Raw genomic sequence first — 17,227 nt, 5'->3', positions numbered from 1 at the left:
AAAACCCTCCCTAGTTGTTGTGCCTTAACACTATTTTTTTTATCAATTGTACTAACAATACGAATAGTAAACTAAAAATTACTACAAGTATTGTTGAAGCAAATACCTTATCAAGAGCATAAGCACTCTTTGCCCTTACCATATATACTCCAAGCCCATTGGTTCCCCCTAACCACTCTGCTACTGTTGCTGCAACTACTGCATATGTTGCTGAAATTTTAAGCCCTGAAAAAAGCTTCTCCATAGCCATGGGAAACTTTAGATGTATAAATGTTGATAATTTTGAACTATTCATTGTTTTAAATAAGTTTAAATAATCTTTGTCTAAATTTTCTATTCCATCTACAAAACTTATAAGTATTGGGAAAAAACAGGTCATAGTTACCATTATAACTTTAGGTAACATATCAAATCCAAACCATATTATCAAAAGAGGCGCTATCGCAATAGTTGGTATCGTTTGAGATACAACCATTATTGGATAAACACATTTTTTAAATATTGGTATGAAGTCCATAAGTATTCCCATAACTAAAGATAATATAATTGCTATCATAAATCCTAGCAATGCTTCATTTAAAGTTGTTAAAGTATTTGTATATAAGTTTAAATAATCTTTGCTAAATACCTTTATTATGTCACTTGGTGCTGGAAGTATATATTGAGGTATATCATTTATTTGTACTACTAATTCCCATAAAAGTAATATGCTTAAAAATGTAATTATTGGATATAAGCTATCTTTTACTTTATCTATGGTTTTTAAGCTTCTCATCTATTGTTATTCCCCCAGCTTTTTCGTCTATTCTAGCTGTCGTTATGACTCTTTCACAGCCAAGGTCAAAAGGTATTTTATGTATTTTCTTTACAAGCTCAAATACTTCATCAAAATCCCCTTCTATAGTTGTACTCATCGCACCTATTTCATATTTTAAACCACTATTTTTTATTTCTTCTATACATGCATCTACAACCTTATACATTTCTTCTTCACCTTTATAAGGTCTTAAAGGTACTACTGCTACATCTGCTATTACCATATAATCCACCATCCTTTATTTTTTATTCATTCAATATTACTAATTTTATTAAATGTAATCTAATTTAACGTAAAAAAGCCAAAATATAATTAATCCCCTATTTTGAAATCGATATCTTGTAATTACAAAAAGGAGAAATTATATTTTGGCTTTAATTGTTGATTATTACAAAACTTACTTTTTAATATAGCCTTTATATAATCTGATTTTTCTCCCTACGCTGGCATTATCCAAACAGGTTTAAAGGGTCGAGATTTGCATCTCCTCTCAGCTTCTCAGCTCCCCTGAAATATATATTTTCAATTTGATTATACTATAATTATCATTTTTTAACAATTATTTTATATTTGTCCTATAATTCTTACTATTTCATATACTATAATAAGTATATAATACTTGTAAGGAGGACATCATGATTAATACCCTAAAAAATAAACTTTCAAACTATAAACCTTATATAAACGGACACAAAAATATGAAAAAAGCTTCTGTACTAATTCCTATTGTAAAAAAGGACGGTAGTTTTTATATATTATTTCAAGTTAGATCCAAAACATTAAGATCTCAACCTAATGAAATATCTTTCCCTGGAGGAAAAATAGAGTTGAATGAGACACCTTATGATGCTTGTATTCGAGAAACTTGTGAAGAGCTTGGTACATTCCCAGATAATATTCAAATAATATCTGAACTAGACTTACTTATAACTCCAGCTAATTTAATTATTCACCCTTATGTGGGTATATTAGATAATATTGAAACTTTAAATATAAATAAAGATGAAGTCGATCATATATTTTTAGTACCAATTTCTTATTTGTTAAAGTATGAGCCTAACTACTATAACAATGAAGTAAAAATTATACCAGATAACAATTTTCCTTATGATATAATTCCAAACAAAGAAAATTATAAATTTGGAAAAGGAAATTATGAAGTTTTATTTTATAAATACAATAATTATATTATTTGGGGTATAACTGCAAAAATACTTCAAAATTTCTTAGAAGTTTTAAACGACTAGTCTAGAATGCTCTATCTAATATAAAAAAGTAGTTTATAAAATACTATATTTTATAAACTACTTTTTTACTATAATTAATTTTCATATTTAAATTCTTCTATGAAAGCTTTAACTATTTCAGGATCAAATTGAGTTCCTGAGCAGCGTTCAATTTCTTTTAAAGCTTGCTCATTAGTCATTTGTTTCTTATATGACCTTTCACTTGTCATTGCATCGTATGCATCAATAACACATATTACTCTGGCTAAAAACGGTATCTCTTTGCCTTTTAACCCCATAGGGTACCCTGTGCCATTCCATTTTTCATGATGTGATAGTATATTATTTGCTACATACGCTATCTCATAATTAGATTTAGCAACCCTATATCCCTTTTCTACATGTGTTTTTATTATATTAAACTCTTCGTCAGTTAGTTTACCATTTTTAGATGCAATTTCATTTTGTATTCCTATTTTACCAATATCATGAAGCATAGCCGAAAGTATAAGCTCTTTTTGATCATCACTATTAAGCTTTAATCTTTTTCCTAATCTTTTAGCATAATATACTACTCTATCTGTATGATTTTTTGCATCTAAACTCTTTTCTTCTAATATTTCCATTAATCCTTTTAAAATTTTTTTCTTAGAATTTATATTTCTCGGTAATTTTTCTTTATATAACTTTTCTTCAGCATCTTTTATAACATCATCTATATTTTGTCCTACGTTTCTTTTTGTTGAGTACCCTAAAGATATACTTAGAGGTATAGACGTATACGGTTCTTTTTTACAAGCACGTGTAATTTTTTTGCATATTTGCTCTGCTTTTTTAGATTCTGTATTTGGAAGTAGTATTATAAATTCATCTCCACCCCAACGAACTATTAACCCCTCATCACAAACTCGTTTTAATACATTTGATACTTGAACTAAAAGCTCATCTCCTTTTAGATGTCCTAATGTATCATTTACTATTTTTAATCCGTCTACATCCCCCATTATTAAACTTAGTGGCAAATATCTTTCATTATCTAAAGTTTTAATTTTTTCATCAAAATAAGCTCTATTGTAAACTTTTGTTAATTTATCATTGTAACCTATTTTCCTTAATTCTTTTTCTACTAGTTTTCTTTCTGTTATATCCCTTGATATACCAACAATTCCCCACATGTTATTTTCTACATCTACTAAAGGAGTTTTTATACACTCCATATATTTTGTTTCTCCATTAACTTTTATATTAATATTCGTAGTTTGAGTAGTCCTATCTTTTATTATTTTTTCATCAGATTTAATAATTTGATTTTTAAAATTTTCATCTTTTATAATATCTAAATCTTTTTTTCCTATAATTTTTTCCTTATCACTTTCATAATAGTTTTGAGCAAAAGATACATTACAATTTATGTATTCACCTTCTAGGTTTTTATAAAATATAGAATCTGGAATTGTATCCATTATAGCTTTTAATAAATTTTTTTGTTTTACTATTTCATCTTCATATTTTTTGCGTTCAGTTTGGTCTTGGAGTATACCTAAATAATTTTCTATTTTTCCATCTTTTTTAATAGGTGCTATATAACATTCTAAAAATATACCTTCTTGGTATCCAGAAAACATTTTAGCTTCTCCTAGACTTTCTACCTCTTCATAGTTTTTTGTGTACTCTTTTCCTAATCTTTCTCCATATATATCATAAACAGTTTTTCCTAATATCTCTTCTTTGGTTTTATTTAAACTATCACATAGACATTTATTTACAAATATAAAATGTCCTTCTTTGCTTCTTAACCAAATAGAGTACGGAATATTATCTAGTAATATCTCTAACATATTGTCAAACATAATCGATTCTCCTATGTTTTATTAATTATTCTTCTTTTATTTTCATGACTATTAAATTTCTCCCCTATTATACTAATAATATATTGAAAGGGACTGCCCCAAAAACAATCTAAACTAAAGGCAACTAACTCCAATACTAATAGTTTAAATATATATGTTTTGAGACAACCCCTTATATTTTCAAATTATTTACTTTCCTTACCTACTAATGAGAAACTATTAGCTCCAGTTATCTCAACCATAACTAACTTTCCTACTAAATCTTCTCCACAAGCTTCAAAGTTTACTAACTTATTTTGTCTTGTTCTTCCTGTAAATTTATCTTCATCAGTCTTACTTTTACCTTCTACTAAGACTTCAACTGTTTTTCCTACATATTCTTTATTGATTTCCCCAGCAATAGTATTTACTCTCTCTAATACTTTATTAAATCTTTCATGTTTTATATCTTCTGGTATTTGATTTTCCATTTCAGCAGCTGGAGTTCCTTTTCTCTTAGAATATATGAATGTAAAAGCAGAACCATATCTAACCTTTTCTACTACATCTATAGTTTCTAATAAATCTTCATCAGTTTCCCCTGGGAATCCTATCATTAAGTCTGTAGAAAAAGCTATATCTGGAACTTCTTTTCTAGCCTTTTCTACTATTTCTAAATAGTATTCCTTAGTATAATGTCTATTCATTTTTTTAAGTAATGGTGTACTACCGCATTGAACTGGTAAATGTAAAAATTCACAAACTTTATCACAATCTCTTATCGCATATATAACTTCATCTGATATATCCTTTGGATGAGATGTCATAAACCTAACTCTTTCTATGCCATCTATATCATTTACTTTTCTTAAAAGTTCTGCAAATGTTATAGGATTTTCTAAAGTTTTTCCATATGAATCAACATTTTGTCCAAGTAATGTAACTTCTTTAGTACCATTTGCAGCTAATTCTTTTATTTCATTTATTATATCTTCTGGTTTTCTACTTCTTTCTCTACCTCTTGTATATGGTACTATACAATAAGTACAGAAATTATTACATCCATACATTATATTAACAAAAGCTTTTAATTCAAATTTTCTAGTACTTTTAAGTCCTTCTACTACTTCTCCGTCAACATCCCACACATCAACTAACATTTTTTTATTATCCATTGATTTTGTTAATAACTCAGGGAATTTATATAAATTATGTGTTCCAAATACTAAATCAACATGATTATATTTAGATTTTAACTCTTTTACAACATGAGGTTGTTGCATCATACATCCACATACAGCTATTTTTAAGTCTGGATTTTTTCTTTTTTGGAATTTTAATTGACCTAAGTTACCATAAACTTTAAGTTCTGCATTTTCTCTTACTGCACAGGTATTGTATATTATTAAATCGCATTCACCTGCAGTCATTCCTCTTTCATATCCCATTTCGTCAAGCATTGCACATAATTTTTCTGAATCATGTTCATTCATTTGACACCCAAATGTTTGTATTAAGTATCTAGGTTTTGCTTTATGTATAGCGTAATATCTTGAATTTTGCTCTGCTATTGCTTCTATAAATATATCTTGTTCTTGTATTTTTTCTATAGGAACTTGTACTTGCTTTCTTTTACTCATTATAATCCTCCCAATTTATTACTTATTTACTCTATAATTTATATAATTTTTATTTTTAAAATAGATAAAAAATTCTCTTCAATTAAGTCACTGCATAGGTTGATAACTTCATGTTGCAATAGCTTAGTACGTCAACTCAAAATTTAATTTTTTATCTATCTAGCTTGTAATTATAATTTTTAGTCATATAAAAACATTTTTATAATTCAATTTAAAGTTAATTATATCAAATTTGTAAAAATTTTAAAAGGTTTTAACATTAGTTTTATGAATCAAAATTATATAAATGGTAATAATAATTTATCATATGACTTTGAAAGGAAAATGAATATGTTAGTAGTTTTAATAAGAAGTATTTTGTTATATATAGTTGTTTTAATATCTCTAAGAGTTATGGGTAAAGGTGAAATAGCTGAAATGAACTCTTTTGATTTAGTTATAACACTTCTAATAGCAGAAGTTGCAGCTGTTCCTATGGAAAACAATAATATCCCTATAATAAATGGTGTTGCAGCTGTTACAGGGCTCGCTGCTATGCAAATAGTTATTTCTTATCTAGCTTTAAAATCTAGAACTGTAAGAGTTCTTTTATCAGGTAAGCCTTCTCTTTTAATCGAAAGAGGAAAAATTAATTACAAAGAATTGCAAAGAGAAAGAGTTACCATAGATGAATTGCTAGAACAGCTTCGTATACAAGGTTATTTCAGAATTATGGATGTTCAATATGCCATACTTGAAACAGATGGAAATCTTAGTGTTTTACCAACACCATCATATAAAAATCCTCCCAATAGTGCCTTTAACCATCTACCTGTATCATTAATAATAGATGGTAAAATCATAAAACATAACTTAAATATAGTAAATAAAGATATAAATTGGTTGGAGGGTATATTAAAATCTAATCACATTGAGAATCTAAAAGATGTACTTTTATGTGTAATAGATGAAAATGAAAAAATATATATTCAAGAAAAGAAAAATTAATTAACATCGAGGTGATTATCTTTGAAATCTTTAGTTTACTCTTTAATCTGGACTATATTATTTGTTATATTTGGACTTTATATTAATAGTGAAATATCTGACTTTACTGATATTTATAATTCTAGAGCAGATATTATAGAAAATTATATAAAAAATGATAATTGGGATGATGCAAAAAACGAGCTAGATGATTATCACAAAGATTTTCATAAGGATAAGGGATCCTGGTATAAGCTATTAAATCATGATTATTTTGATAATGTATGTTTATGCTTAGATATATTAGATGGATCTATAATTTCTAGAGATAAATCAATGGCACTTGAGCAGGTATATAGAATAAAAAGTACTTTAGATAATATATTAGAAAGTGAAAAGTGTGATTTAAACCACATATTTTAAATCAAATGGTCTTAAGAATATTCTTAAGACCATTTTGTTTTTATATAGCCTTATCTACAGCTACTTCTTTGTCTAACTCTAAATCTTTTTGATTATTATTTATTTTTTCATCCTTCATAGATTGTATCTTCAAAGGTAATGTAAATAAATTTATAAATCCTTGTGCATCCTTATGATCATATAAGTCACTTTCCCCAAATGAAGATATAGACTCATCATAAAGTGCGTTTGTTGTAAATATTCCAGCAGGCTTCATAAATCCTTTATAAAGCTTTATTTTAACACTTCCAGATACATTTTGTTGTGTCTGTTCAATAAATGCATCTATTGATTCTCTTAACTTAGAATACCACAATCCATTATATATTAACTCTCCATACTTTAAAGAAACCATTTGTTTAAAATGTAATGCTTCTTTATCTAAAGTAGCACTTTCTAAAATATTGTGTCCTTCATAAAGAATTGTACCTCCTGGAGTCTCGTATATACCTCTTGATTTCATTCCGACTAATCTATTTTCAACTATATCTATCACACCAATACCATGCTTTGCTCCTATGTTATTTAATTCTTTTATGATTTCAACAGGAGATAGTTCTTTTTGATTTACTTTAGTTGGAACGCCCTTTTCAAAATGAATTTCAACATATTCAGCTTCATCACAGGCTTCTTCTACTGGTAAACATTTTTTATACACATGGTTTTGATGTTCATTTTCTAAATGTTCTATATCTCCACCTTCAGTAGATATATGCCAAAGATTTGCATCTACAGAATAAATTTTTTCTTTAGTTACAGTTATAGGAATATTGTGTTTTTGAGCATATTCTATTGCATCCTCTCTAGATTTTATATCCCATATTCTCCATGGCGCTATTATTTTTATACTTGGATCAAGAGCTGCTATAGATGCCTCAAATCTTACTTGATCATTTCCTTTACCTGTACACCCATGGCATATGTATTTTGCACCCTCTATATGAGCTACATCAACTAGCTTTTTAGCTATTATTGGTCTTGCTAAAGATGTTCCTAGTAAATATTTTCCTTCATACTTAGCTTCAGCCTTTATTGCTTTAAATATTGTCTCTGTTACAAATTCTTCACTTACATCATCAACATATGCTTTACTAGCACCACTTTTTAATGCTTTTTCATAAACTTCTTCCATATTTTCTTCTTGCCCTACATTTGCACAAACTGCAATTACTTCAATATCATAGTTTTCCTTTAACCAAGGTATTATTATTGATGTGTCTAATCCTCCTGAATATGCTAAAACAACTTTTTCTTTCATAACCTTTTCCTCCTTAATTTATTTTGTATACAAAACATTGTATTATGTCGTTTTTCCATTTTTATTAAGCCTTTATTTATTTGGACAAATTAAAAAGCCTCTTAGTATTAAATACTAAGAGGCGAATTTTCCGCGGTACCACTCTTATTGATAAATAAAAATTGTTCATTTAGATACTTAGTAACTATATAAAGGAGCTATTATTACTTTTAGTACAAGCTATCTTTATATTAAAAAACGTCTCTTGATTAAAAAATCAAGAGACGAATATTTTCCGCGTTACCACTCTAATTGACAAGTTTTACTTATCCACTCTTTCTCTTAAGGCGAGACAATCCTATTGCAATACTTTTTATATTTCCTGCAATATCCTCCAAAGCTCTATTCACTCAAACTTCAATATTAGGCTTCCACCAACCCTAACTCTCTGTAAAATTCATTTAAGCTACTCTCTTTTTCATTGAATTTATATTATTAAGTTATTATCTTGTAAGTAATATTAGTTTATATTATTTCTAATGTCAACTATATAATTTTATTTTTATAAATTAATAATTTACTTTGTGTAAAATAAGTCCTTTAGATGGAGCTGTATCTGATGCTTTAGATCTATCTTTAAACTCTAGCATTTCCTTTATATCTTGTGGAGTTTTTCTATGTAAACCTACATCAAGTAGTGCTCCTACTATAATTCTTACCATATTATATAAAAATCCATTCCCATGAACATATATTTCAACTAAATTATGATGTTCCTTTATCTCTATAGAGTGTATTTCTCTAATATTTGATTTTTTCTTAGACTTTGATGAAGCAAAACTTGTAAAATCATGCTCTCCTATTAGATATTTACTTGCTTCTCTCATAAGTTCTAAATCTAATTTTTTTTCTACATGAGTAGTGTATTTTCTTAAAAATGGATCATGATATTTATTATTATCTATTTTATATAAATATATTTTAGACTTTGCATTATATCTACTATGGAATCTATCATCTACTTCTTCCATATTTATTATTACAATATCTTCCGGTAAATATTCATATAAATAATCATGCATTTTTTTTATTGATAGTTCAGAATCTGTCTTAAAGTTTGCAACTTGTCCATTAGCATGAACGCCCATATCTGTTCTTCCTGATCCAATTATCTCTATAGATTCATTCGTCATTTTGCTAAGTACATTTTCGATTTTACCTTGTATCGTCATATCATTATCTTTAAGTCTTTGAAATCCTTTGTATCTTGAACCATCATATTTTATTGTCATTTTAATATTTCTCATATTATGCCTCTTTCTTTTAATATATATCCTGTATAAATTTTATTTTATATATTTTATATTAAGTATAACTTGTATTTTATATTATATTAAGTATATTAGCAAATATTATTAATTTTAATCATATATTTATAATCTTAATTATTAATATGGGTATATCAATATATATTTTTTTAATATAAAGTATGTAATGATTTTAAAATAAAAATAGTGCTATATACCTTTACTATATAGCACTATTTTTATTTATATATTATATTGATTCTATTAATTTATTTTTTATAGTAATTGTTATAGCTGTACCTTTACCTTTTTCACTGTTTATATTCATAGTTCCTCCATGAAGTTTTACAATTTCATGGCTTATGGCAAGGCCTAGCCCACTACCAGCTTTATTATAATCTTCTTGGAAGAATTTATCTAGTACTTTATCTAAATTATGAGATTCAATACCACATCCATTATCTATAACTCTAATAGTTGTATATTCTTCACCTTGAGAAACTACTAATTTAACAAATCCATCTTCGCTTGTAAATTTAATAGCATTTTGTATAAGATTTATTAAAACTTGACGTAATCTATTTTTATCTCCTTGTACACTTTCTATTTCTTCATCTTCAAATTCTACACTTAATGTAATATTTTTTTCGCTTGATTTAACTTTTAATTGATTTACAACACCTGTCGCTAAATGTCTTATATCTACCATGTCGATTTGAAGTTTTATTCTGTCCGATGCCAAACGAGAAAAATCTAATAGTTCATTTACAAGTTTTATTAATCTTTCAGTTTCATCTTGTATTATACCTAATCCTAAATCTAATTCATCTTTAGTAATACCTTCATATCCTAGAGTTTCACTCCATCCTTTTATAGACGTAAGTGGTGTTCTTAACTCATGAGATATTGAAGATATAAATTCTTCTTTTAATTTCTCACTTTTATCAATCTCTGCTGCCATATGTTCAAATGTTTGAGCAAGATCTCCAATTTCATCATCAGATATATTTGTATTTTTAAGTTTAATACTATAATTACCATGTGCTAATTCATTTGCAAATTGTTTTAATTCTCTTAACGGCTGAATTAACGACTCTGCAAATCTAAGACTTAGAGATATAGCTATAAGCAATATACATATACCAGCCAGTATAAGTCCAAATGTTAACTTAAAGATTATGTTATCTATTTTGTCTAATGATACAGTATACCTAACTACCCCCTCTATTATATTATTCGTTTTAAGAGGTACTGAGATACTCATAACATGTTCATTTGTTTCAGGTTGCCTATATGTATATGGCGTCAAATCTTTATCTTTGACTCCCCTTAAAGCTCTAGTTACATCTTCATATGATACTTTTTCTTTTACCCTAAATCCATAAGGATCTATTATAATCTCAGAATTTTTATTTATTATCTCAATAGCATACATAGAATTTTTTTCTGTATTTTGTTTTTCAACTATGTTTTTTACCTTACTTTCAAAACTTATACTACCTGTTGTAGGTAAATCATATACTGAATTAGTATAATCTTTTTGATTCATTAAACTTTGTCTAACATAATCATAATAGTAATTTTGAATATAGAATATAAATAAACCTTCAAATAATGCAACTGTTATAATTATTATTGTAAAATAATTTTTAATTATCTTTTTTCTTAACCCTTCAAAGTGTAACACTACTAGTCTTCCTTTCTAAAGCAATATCCATATCCCCAAATAGTTTGTATGTATTTAGGTTTTGATGGGTCATCTTCTATTTTATTTCTTATTCTTCTTATATTTACGTCAACTATTTTAAAATCATACAAATAGTTTGTACCCCATACTTCATCTAATATTTGATCTCTACTTAATGATTGTTTAGCATTTGTCATTAAATATTTAACTATCGAAAATTCAGTTGGAGTAAGTTCTATTTCTTTTGCATTTTTAAATAATTTCCTTTTATCTAAATCAAGTACAAATGGTTCTGATACTATTTCATTAGTTTTTACTACATTATCCTCTTTTTTTATTCTTCTAAGTAAAGCAGATATTCTAACAAGTAGTTCCTTTATACTAAATGGTTTAACCATATAATCATCTGCACCTGATATAAATCCTTCTATTTTGTCGTCCTCTTGACCTTTTGCAGTAAGCATTATTATACCAACTTGATCAAAATTTTGTCTTATAAATTTACACACATCTGTACCACTCATATCAGGAAGCATTACATCTAGTAAAGCTAATTTTATATCACTTTCTGTTGTCATTTTCTCTATAGCTTCACTTCCAGTTCCAGCTTCTATTACTTCATATCCTTCTCTTTTTAAATTTATACTTACGAAACTTCTAATACCTATTTCGTCTTCTAGTACTAATATTTTTTCCTTCATTTTATTTCCTCCCAATTACTATTTCTTTTAATTTTCATCATATATTAGTGAAAAATATTCTTTAATTGTATTTGCATCTATTTTAAACTTTTTAAGTTGTTCTATATCATTTTGATATAATATGAAACTATATTCATTATTATCTGCTAAAATCACACCACTTGATGCAGTAGAATTTTTCTTATCCTCTCTTAAACTCTTATTTACTACAGCTATTGTAAATAAGTTTTTAGGTTCAGAGTTTTGCTTATCATAATAATAGAATTTAAATAAAGCTTCATCCTTAGAGAACTCATGTTCAATATATGAACTTTGGGCTAAATCATTCGGTATATATAATCTGTAATTATATTGATAATTGTAATATATTTGACTTGTAAATACTAATCCTGAATCTGCTCCTTCTTTGCTATTCCATCTAGACCAGTTTACAGTAGTTGAATTCTTTGTAGTATATACATCTCCACTACCTCTAAGTATGACAGGTATATCTATTACCTTATCATTATTTATATCTTCTAATGGTATATAATACGGCTTTACTGTAGGTATATTGTTATCGTCAAATGCTTTTTTAAGTTTGTTATGCTCATCAATATATAATATCTGAGTTGCATAATTATTATCTTGTACAATTGGAATATCTAAAAATATTCCTTTTTTTTCTATAGTTTTATCATTAATTTTTTCTGTAGATACTGTCCCAATTGTAATATAGAAATTGGATAAAGTCTTTACATTTTCAAGTTCAGTATAACCTATTAATTCTAATGAGTCATCAAACTTCGCCAAACTTGCATAAGCTTTAGTTGTTTTAGAATCATGATGTATCATAAGAATTTCTGGTTTATTATCATTATTCATATCACCTATTTTTATTGTCATATCTAAATACTTTTCTCTATCATCTATCCATGTTGGGTCTAGTATATATGTTTTTTGTATCTCATCATTTGCAAAATTATATATGTACATATTAGTTTTTTTATTATTTTTAATTAGTAATATAATTTCTTTGTTTCCATCCCCATTTAGATCATAGAAATTAGCATACTCTATTGAATCTCCAAGTTCTAATCTATTATCGATCTCAGTATATGTTCCATCATTATTTTTACTTAAGATCATAAATCCAACTTGATTTGTTCTTTCTGTTAAATTTTCTTTTTTTTCAAATACAACTAATTCGTCTTTTTTGTCACCATCTAAATCTACTTCGTTTATTTTGCCTACCTCACTTGCATTTGATGGCAAAATCAAACTAGAATTTAGAGGAAGCTTTAATTCAATTGCTTTATATAAAACTTCCTTATTTTCATCATACACAGGCTTATCTTTTAGCAAAGATTCTGGAGATTTTGATAATAGTGATTCACCAGATTTTGAGTCTATACTACATCCAGTTGCTAATAGTGTCACTAAGCTAGCACATGCTATCAACTTACATAATTTCATTAAAAACCTCCTAACTTTTATGAGTTTTACAATACTCCTTAAAACTTTCAATTCTTTTATTTTCTAATTTAATAGTTTCTTCACTTAAATTTCCTCTTCCTAGTCTATCACAATAAGAAATTAATGCAACTTCTTTATAATCTGCATCTTCCAACATATGTTTTGGTTCGAAAAATGGAAGATTCTTGTCATAAAATAATGGTTGCATATGCCATCTTATTAATTTAGATACTTCTTCATTAAATATTTTATCATCACTAACCAAATTTAAAAAGTCTTGTCCTATTTTTTCTCCCTCAATATCATGATTATACGATGTAATTCTTCCTTTTCTAATTCTCGTAGTAGTTAGCTTTCCTATATCATGAAGTAAACAAGCCCACATAAAAACTTTTTCATTTTTTGATAAATGCTTTACTTCACTTCCTTTATCTACTACCATTAATACATGATTTAAGGCGCTTCCTTCTGGATGATATTTTAAATTTTGTTCAATTTTTGCTAAGTTCTTTATTTTATTAAAGGGCTCTTCGTCAAAGCACCCTCTCTTTATTAGACTGTTTATATGTTCAGAAGGTTTCATTTTTTTCAATAAAATTTCATTAACTTCATTAAATACGTCTTTATAATTCATTTTTTTCACCTCAAAATTAGTTTTTGATATTTTTTCACTTATTTTTACTATTATTTTAATAAAATAATACAAAATAAAAGCCTAGCATTTATTACTAAGCCTTTATTTTATATTTTAACACGTATTTAAATTATTTATTTATATTTTTATTTTTTAGGAAACTTATCTTCTGACCAAACTAAATTTTCAAATTTTTGTTTAGTATTTGAATCATCCTTTCCCTCATGTAATTCCACATCTTCTATATCATCTATATATTCAACTTCTTCAGAGCTTCTAAAGTTTACTGAGTCAAAATTATCTTTAACTTCGTAGTCCTCATTGTTTTCTTGAGTATCTATATCTTCTATTATTCTTTTACTATCTTCCTCTACTTGTTTGTTAGAATGTTTAACTCTTTTCTTCTTAGGGCCAATTTGCTTTTTAGTAGCCTTAGTTTCTTCCGGTAATATATCATTAACAATCGGCTCTTGTTCTTGTATATCCTCTATGTCACTTGTCTTAGCATTTGATGATTTACTCTTTTTCTTAGAATTTTTAGGTCTAGATTCACTGTGCTTTGGATTATTTGTTTTTTTACCATTAGGAGCCGAATTATTCTTTTTACTATTTGTTGATTTTTTGCCTTTTGTTGGCTTAGTATTTTCTTCTGCCTGAGTATCACTATTACTATTGTTATTATTTTTATTATGTTTTGTATTTTTTTGTGCATTACCTTTAGAGTTATTCGTTTCCTTTGAAGTATTTGAATTTTTCCCTTTGGAGCTTGTTTTTGAATTTGATTTTGATTTTGACTTTTTAGATCCTAATGCAAAATTTAATTTTAATCCATTAGATTTATTCTCTTTAGGTTGATCTGTACTATTTAATCCAAATTCTTCTCTTTTTTCTTCAGGTACTAAGTCATTTAATATTATTTCATTAAAATCTTCTTGGTATTTTTGTTTACTATCTACTTTTTTTTCTTTAGATGTCTTTTTACGGTTTTTGCCATTCATTCTAAACATTGAGACACCCCCTTAAAATACTCTATATACTATATATATTATCTTAAGAGGGTAAATATAATTAAATTATTAATTTTTTTTAGGAGGTCTTGGTCCTATATATTGGTACAAGTTAGTTTTTAACATACCATTGTATAATTTTCTTCTCTTATCTGCTTCTTTTCCAAATTCTTGTTCAAACTCTTCATAAGAAGTTATTAAATAATAAGACCAATTTTTAAGTTCTCTAAACGTATATCCTAAGTGTTTATATAAACTTTGAACACTTTCCTTGTCTTCAAGTCTTTCACCATAAGGAGGATTTGTAACTATAAATCCATATTCTTCATCACTCTTAAAATCAAGCGCGTTGCCTACATTAAACTCTATATACTCATCTACTCCTGCAATTTCTGCATTTTCTTTAGCTATCTCTATAGCTTCTTCATCTATATCATATCCATATATTTTAAACTGTACATCTTCATCAATTTTATCATATGCATCTTTTCTTACATCCCACCAAATCTTTTTATCCATAGTTCTCCACTTTTCAGATATAAATTCACGATTAAGACCTGGGGCCATGTTTATTCCCATCATAGCAGCCTCTATTAAAATAGTTCCAGACCCACACATAGGATCAACTAATGTTCTTCCTGGTCTCCAAGGATTTAAGTTCATTATACCAGCAGCTAATGTTTCTCTTATTGGCGCCTTATTAGCTTTTTCTCTATATCCTCTTTTATGAAGTGCATCTCCAGTTGTATCTATAGACAATGTTACTTTATCTTTATGTATAAATACGTATATTGGGTACTTTTCTTTATCTTCTTTTAAAAGTCCATCTTCTAAGTAACTTTTCTTTAAGCTTTCAACTATAGCCTTTTTTACTATTGATTGAATATCTGGAGTACTATATAGCTTTGACTTTATTGAAGATGCCTTTGATACTGGAAATTGCGATCCATATGGTATATATTCTGCCCAGTTTATTCTTTTAGTTCCTTCAAATAAGTCATTAAAAGTTTTAGCTTCAAACTCAGCTATTTTAAGATGAACTCTTTCTGCACATCTTAGCCACATATTTGCTTTTGCTATTCCGTCAGCTCCAGTCTTATATGTAATCCTTCCATCTTCCGTTTTTATTATTTCAAAACCTAAATCCTTTATCTCTCTTGCTAACATTTTTTCCATACCGAAAAAACAAGGTGATATTAATGTATAATTTTTCATGATGCCTCCTATTTTTGTATACCTTTATTCATGCTACCCATCTCATATCCTGCCATATCTAAGGTAACATATTCAAACCCTATATCTTTTAATTTTTTATTTGTTTTATTTAGTAAATCTTCATTAAAAAATTTATGTATTTCATCTTTTCCTACTTCTATTCTTGCAATATTTTCATGAATTCTCACTCTAAATTGATTAAACCCTTGTTCTACTAAATATTCTTCACTTTTTTCTATCTTTCTAAGCACTTCTTTTGTAATTTTTGTTCCATAAGGAATTCTCGTTGCAAGACATGCAAAAGCAGGCTTATTAAAAGTTTTTAAATTCATTTCTTTTGATAAAAATCTTATCTCTTCTTTAGTTAACTCACACTCTTTAAGAGGACTAATTATATCTAATTCCTTTAAAGCTTTAAGACCTGGCCTAAAATCACCTAAATCATCTAAGTTAGTTCCATCTAAAACATTCTTAATGTTATGTTGTTTTGCAATCTCTTTTACTGTACCAAATACAGCTTTTTTACAATGATAACATCTATCCACATTATTATTTATAAATTCATCTACATCGAAATTTTCAATATCTACCACAATATGTTCTACACCAAATTGTTTTGCATACTCTTTTGCTTCTTCAATTTCTCTATCTGAATGCATCATAGCATTAAGTGTTACTGCAATAACACGATCTCCTAGCATTTCTTTTGCTACTTTAAGTAAAAAATTACTATCTACACCGCCGGAATATGCCACTGCTACACTTTCTAATTCTAATAGTTTAGATTTAAGGTTATTTAACTTTTCGCTTACTTGCATATAAAAATTACCTCCTTATAAATTTTATTTATCAAATAATAAATATTTATTGTTTGATTCTAAGAGGTTTAAATATAATATCAATCTATATTTATATAGAGTATAATACACTAATTATATAAAATATACATATATAAATCAAACTTAATTTGATATATTGTAGCTTTAAATTTATTTTAATATGTATTTTATATATTAAAATAACTATATATTCTAAAAAAAATAA

16 protein-coding genes, 1 riboswitch and 1 other annotated feature are annotated in these 17,227 nt (G+C 27.0%); of the genes, 3 read left to right on the top strand and 13 right to left on the bottom strand.

Annotation, left to right across the window (positions count from 1 at the left end; all coding sequences use genetic code 11):
- Window positions 1–10: 10 nt before the first annotated feature.
- Window positions 11–775: an ABC transporter permease gene (locus tag BLP75_RS06650; RefSeq protein WP_092724871.1), complete on the bottom strand. Its 765-nt coding sequence runs from the start codon at window positions 773–775 to the stop codon at window positions 11–13.
- Window positions 750–1,040, bottom strand: a complete 291-nt coding sequence (locus tag BLP75_RS06645; RefSeq protein ID WP_092724870.1) for an MTH1187 family thiamine-binding protein — start codon at window positions 1,038–1,040, stop codon at window positions 750–752. Before BLP75_RS06645 ends, BLP75_RS06650 begins: the two co-directional genes overlap by 26 nt.
- A 195-nt stretch (window positions 1,041–1,235) precedes the next feature.
- Window positions 1,236–1,336: riboswitch (TPP riboswitch) on the bottom strand.
- 116 nt (window positions 1,337–1,452) lie between these two features.
- On the opposite strand from BLP75_RS06645, the gene BLP75_RS06640 reads away from it, so the two are divergent.
- The gene (locus tag BLP75_RS06640; protein ID WP_092724869.1) at window positions 1,453–2,064 is read left to right on the top strand and encodes an NUDIX hydrolase; all 612 of its coding nucleotides are present in this window, start codon (window positions 1,453–1,455) and stop codon (window positions 2,062–2,064) included.
- Window positions 2,065–2,138: 74 nt separating this feature from the next.
- On the opposite strand, the gene BLP75_RS06635 is transcribed toward BLP75_RS06640, so the two are convergent.
- Window positions 2,139–3,893 carry a sensor domain-containing diguanylate cyclase/phosphohydrolase gene (locus BLP75_RS06635; protein WP_092724868.1) on the bottom strand — a complete coding sequence of 585 codons (1,755 nt, stop codon included), beginning with the start codon at window positions 3,891–3,893 and terminating at the stop codon, window positions 2,139–2,141.
- Between the two features lie 185 nt (window positions 3,894–4,078).
- Window positions 4,079–5,512: a tRNA (N6-isopentenyl adenosine(37)-C2)-methylthiotransferase MiaB gene (miaB, locus tag BLP75_RS06630; RefSeq protein ID WP_092724867.1), complete on the bottom strand. Its 1,434-nt coding sequence runs from the start codon at window positions 5,510–5,512 to the stop codon at window positions 4,079–4,081.
- A gap of 330 nt (window positions 5,513–5,842) precedes the next feature.
- Here miaB and BLP75_RS06625 point away from each other — a divergent pair, with 330 nt between their 5' ends.
- Together BLP75_RS06625 and BLP75_RS06620 are read left to right on the top strand one after the other, a co-directional pair.
- Window positions 5,843–6,499 (top strand): DUF421 domain-containing protein, encoded by a 657-nt coding sequence (locus BLP75_RS06625; RefSeq protein ID WP_092724866.1) that lies wholly within the window; start codon window positions 5,843–5,845, stop codon window positions 6,497–6,499.
- Between the two features lie 21 nt (window positions 6,500–6,520).
- Window positions 6,521–6,901 carry a DUF4363 family protein gene (locus BLP75_RS06620; protein ID WP_092724865.1) on the top strand — a complete coding sequence of 127 codons (381 nt, stop codon included), beginning with the start codon at window positions 6,521–6,523 and terminating at the stop codon, window positions 6,899–6,901.
- Between the two features lie 40 nt (window positions 6,902–6,941).
- Here BLP75_RS06620 and BLP75_RS06615 read toward each other — a convergent pair whose 3' ends face one another.
- From BLP75_RS06615 to larE, 9 genes are all read right to left on the bottom strand, one after another.
- Window positions 6,942–8,198 carry an argininosuccinate synthase gene (locus BLP75_RS06615; protein ID WP_092724864.1) on the bottom strand — a complete coding sequence of 419 codons (1,257 nt, stop codon included), beginning with the start codon at window positions 8,196–8,198 and terminating at the stop codon, window positions 6,942–6,944.
- A 256-nt stretch (window positions 8,199–8,454) separates the two neighbouring features.
- Window positions 8,455–8,668, bottom strand: a binding site (T-box leader).
- A gap of 78 nt (window positions 8,669–8,746) precedes the next feature.
- Window positions 8,747–9,484, bottom strand: a complete 738-nt coding sequence (gene truA, locus BLP75_RS06610) for a tRNA pseudouridine(38-40) synthase TruA (protein WP_092724863.1) — start codon at window positions 9,482–9,484, stop codon at window positions 8,747–8,749.
- 250 nt (window positions 9,485–9,734) lie between these two features.
- Window positions 9,735–11,171, bottom strand: coding sequence for a sensor histidine kinase (locus tag BLP75_RS06605; RefSeq protein ID WP_092724862.1), 1,437 nt, complete (start codon window positions 11,169–11,171; stop codon window positions 9,735–9,737).
- Window positions 11,172–11,173: 2 nt separating this feature from the next.
- Window positions 11,174–11,872: a cell wall metabolism DNA-binding response regulator WalR gene (gene walR, locus BLP75_RS06600; protein WP_092724861.1), complete on the bottom strand. Its 699-nt coding sequence runs from the start codon at window positions 11,870–11,872 to the stop codon at window positions 11,174–11,176.
- Between the two features lie 27 nt (window positions 11,873–11,899).
- Window positions 11,900–13,327, bottom strand: a complete 1,428-nt coding sequence (locus tag BLP75_RS06595) for an FG-GAP repeat domain-containing protein (RefSeq protein WP_092724860.1) — start codon at window positions 13,325–13,327, stop codon at window positions 11,900–11,902.
- A 10-nt stretch (window positions 13,328–13,337) separates the two neighbouring features.
- The gene (locus BLP75_RS06590) at window positions 13,338–13,961 is read right to left on the bottom strand and encodes an HD domain-containing protein (RefSeq protein ID WP_092724859.1); all 624 of its coding nucleotides are present in this window, start codon (window positions 13,959–13,961) and stop codon (window positions 13,338–13,340) included.
- Between the two features lie 146 nt (window positions 13,962–14,107).
- Entirely contained in the window at window positions 14,108–14,968 is an 861-nt protein-coding gene (locus BLP75_RS06585; RefSeq protein ID WP_092724858.1) for a hypothetical protein, read from the bottom strand.
- A gap of 69 nt (window positions 14,969–15,037) precedes the next feature.
- Window positions 15,038–16,183 (bottom strand): THUMP domain-containing class I SAM-dependent RNA methyltransferase, encoded by a 1,146-nt coding sequence (locus BLP75_RS06580; RefSeq protein ID WP_092724857.1) that lies wholly within the window; start codon window positions 16,181–16,183, stop codon window positions 15,038–15,040.
- An 8-nt stretch (window positions 16,184–16,191) separates the two neighbouring features.
- A complete protein-coding gene (larE, locus tag BLP75_RS06575; protein ID WP_092724856.1) occupies window positions 16,192–17,001 on the bottom strand; it encodes an ATP-dependent sacrificial sulfur transferase LarE in 810 nt (269 codons plus the stop codon).
- Window positions 17,002–17,227: the final 226 nt, after the last annotated feature.

This window comes from Romboutsia lituseburensis DSM 797, from assembly GCF_900103615.1.
Taxonomy (GTDB): domain Bacteria; phylum Bacillota; class Clostridia; order Peptostreptococcales; family Peptostreptococcaceae; genus Romboutsia_F; species Romboutsia_F lituseburensis.
The sequence above is the reverse complement of the archived record's forward strand: the minus strand, read 5'-3'. Positions and strand labels throughout refer to the sequence as shown.

Coding starts and splice junctions, on each gene's coding strand:
- BLP75_RS06590 (WP_092724859.1), bottom strand. CDS start 13,961: ATGAATTATAAAGACGTATTTAATGAAGTTAATGAAATTTTATTGAAA.
- BLP75_RS06645 (WP_092724870.1), bottom strand. CDS start 1,040: ATGGTAATAGCAGATGTAGCAGTAGTACCTTTAAGACCTTATAAAGGT.
- miaB (WP_092724867.1), bottom strand. CDS start 5,512: ATGAGTAAAAGAAAGCAAGTACAAGTTCCTATAGAAAAAATACAAGAA.
- BLP75_RS06580 (WP_092724857.1), bottom strand. CDS start 16,183: ATGAAAAATTATACATTAATATCACCTTGTTTTTTCGGTATGGAAAAA.
- BLP75_RS06615 (WP_092724864.1), bottom strand. CDS start 8,198: ATGAAAGAAAAAGTTGTTTTAGCATATTCAGGAGGATTAGACACATCA.
- BLP75_RS06585 (WP_092724858.1), bottom strand. CDS start 14,968: ATGTTTAGAATGAATGGCAAAAACCGTAAAAAGACATCTAAAGAAAAA.
- larE (WP_092724856.1), bottom strand. CDS start 17,001: ATGCAAGTAAGCGAAAAGTTAAATAACCTTAAATCTAAACTATTAGAA.
- BLP75_RS06625 (WP_092724866.1), top strand. CDS start 5,843: ATGTTAGTAGTTTTAATAAGAAGTATTTTGTTATATATAGTTGTTTTA.
- BLP75_RS06595 (WP_092724860.1), bottom strand. CDS start 13,327: ATGAAATTATGTAAGTTGATAGCATGTGCTAGCTTAGTGACACTATTA.
- BLP75_RS06640 (WP_092724869.1), top strand. CDS start 1,453: ATGATTAATACCCTAAAAAATAAACTTTCAAACTATAAACCTTATATA.
- BLP75_RS06635 (WP_092724868.1), bottom strand. CDS start 3,893: ATGTTTGACAATATGTTAGAGATATTACTAGATAATATTCCGTACTCT.
- BLP75_RS06650 (WP_092724871.1), bottom strand. CDS start 775: ATGAGAAGCTTAAAAACCATAGATAAAGTAAAAGATAGCTTATATCCA.
- truA (WP_092724863.1), bottom strand. CDS start 9,484: ATGAGAAATATTAAAATGACAATAAAATATGATGGTTCAAGATACAAA.
- walR (WP_092724861.1), bottom strand. CDS start 11,872: ATGAAGGAAAAAATATTAGTACTAGAAGACGAAATAGGTATTAGAAGT.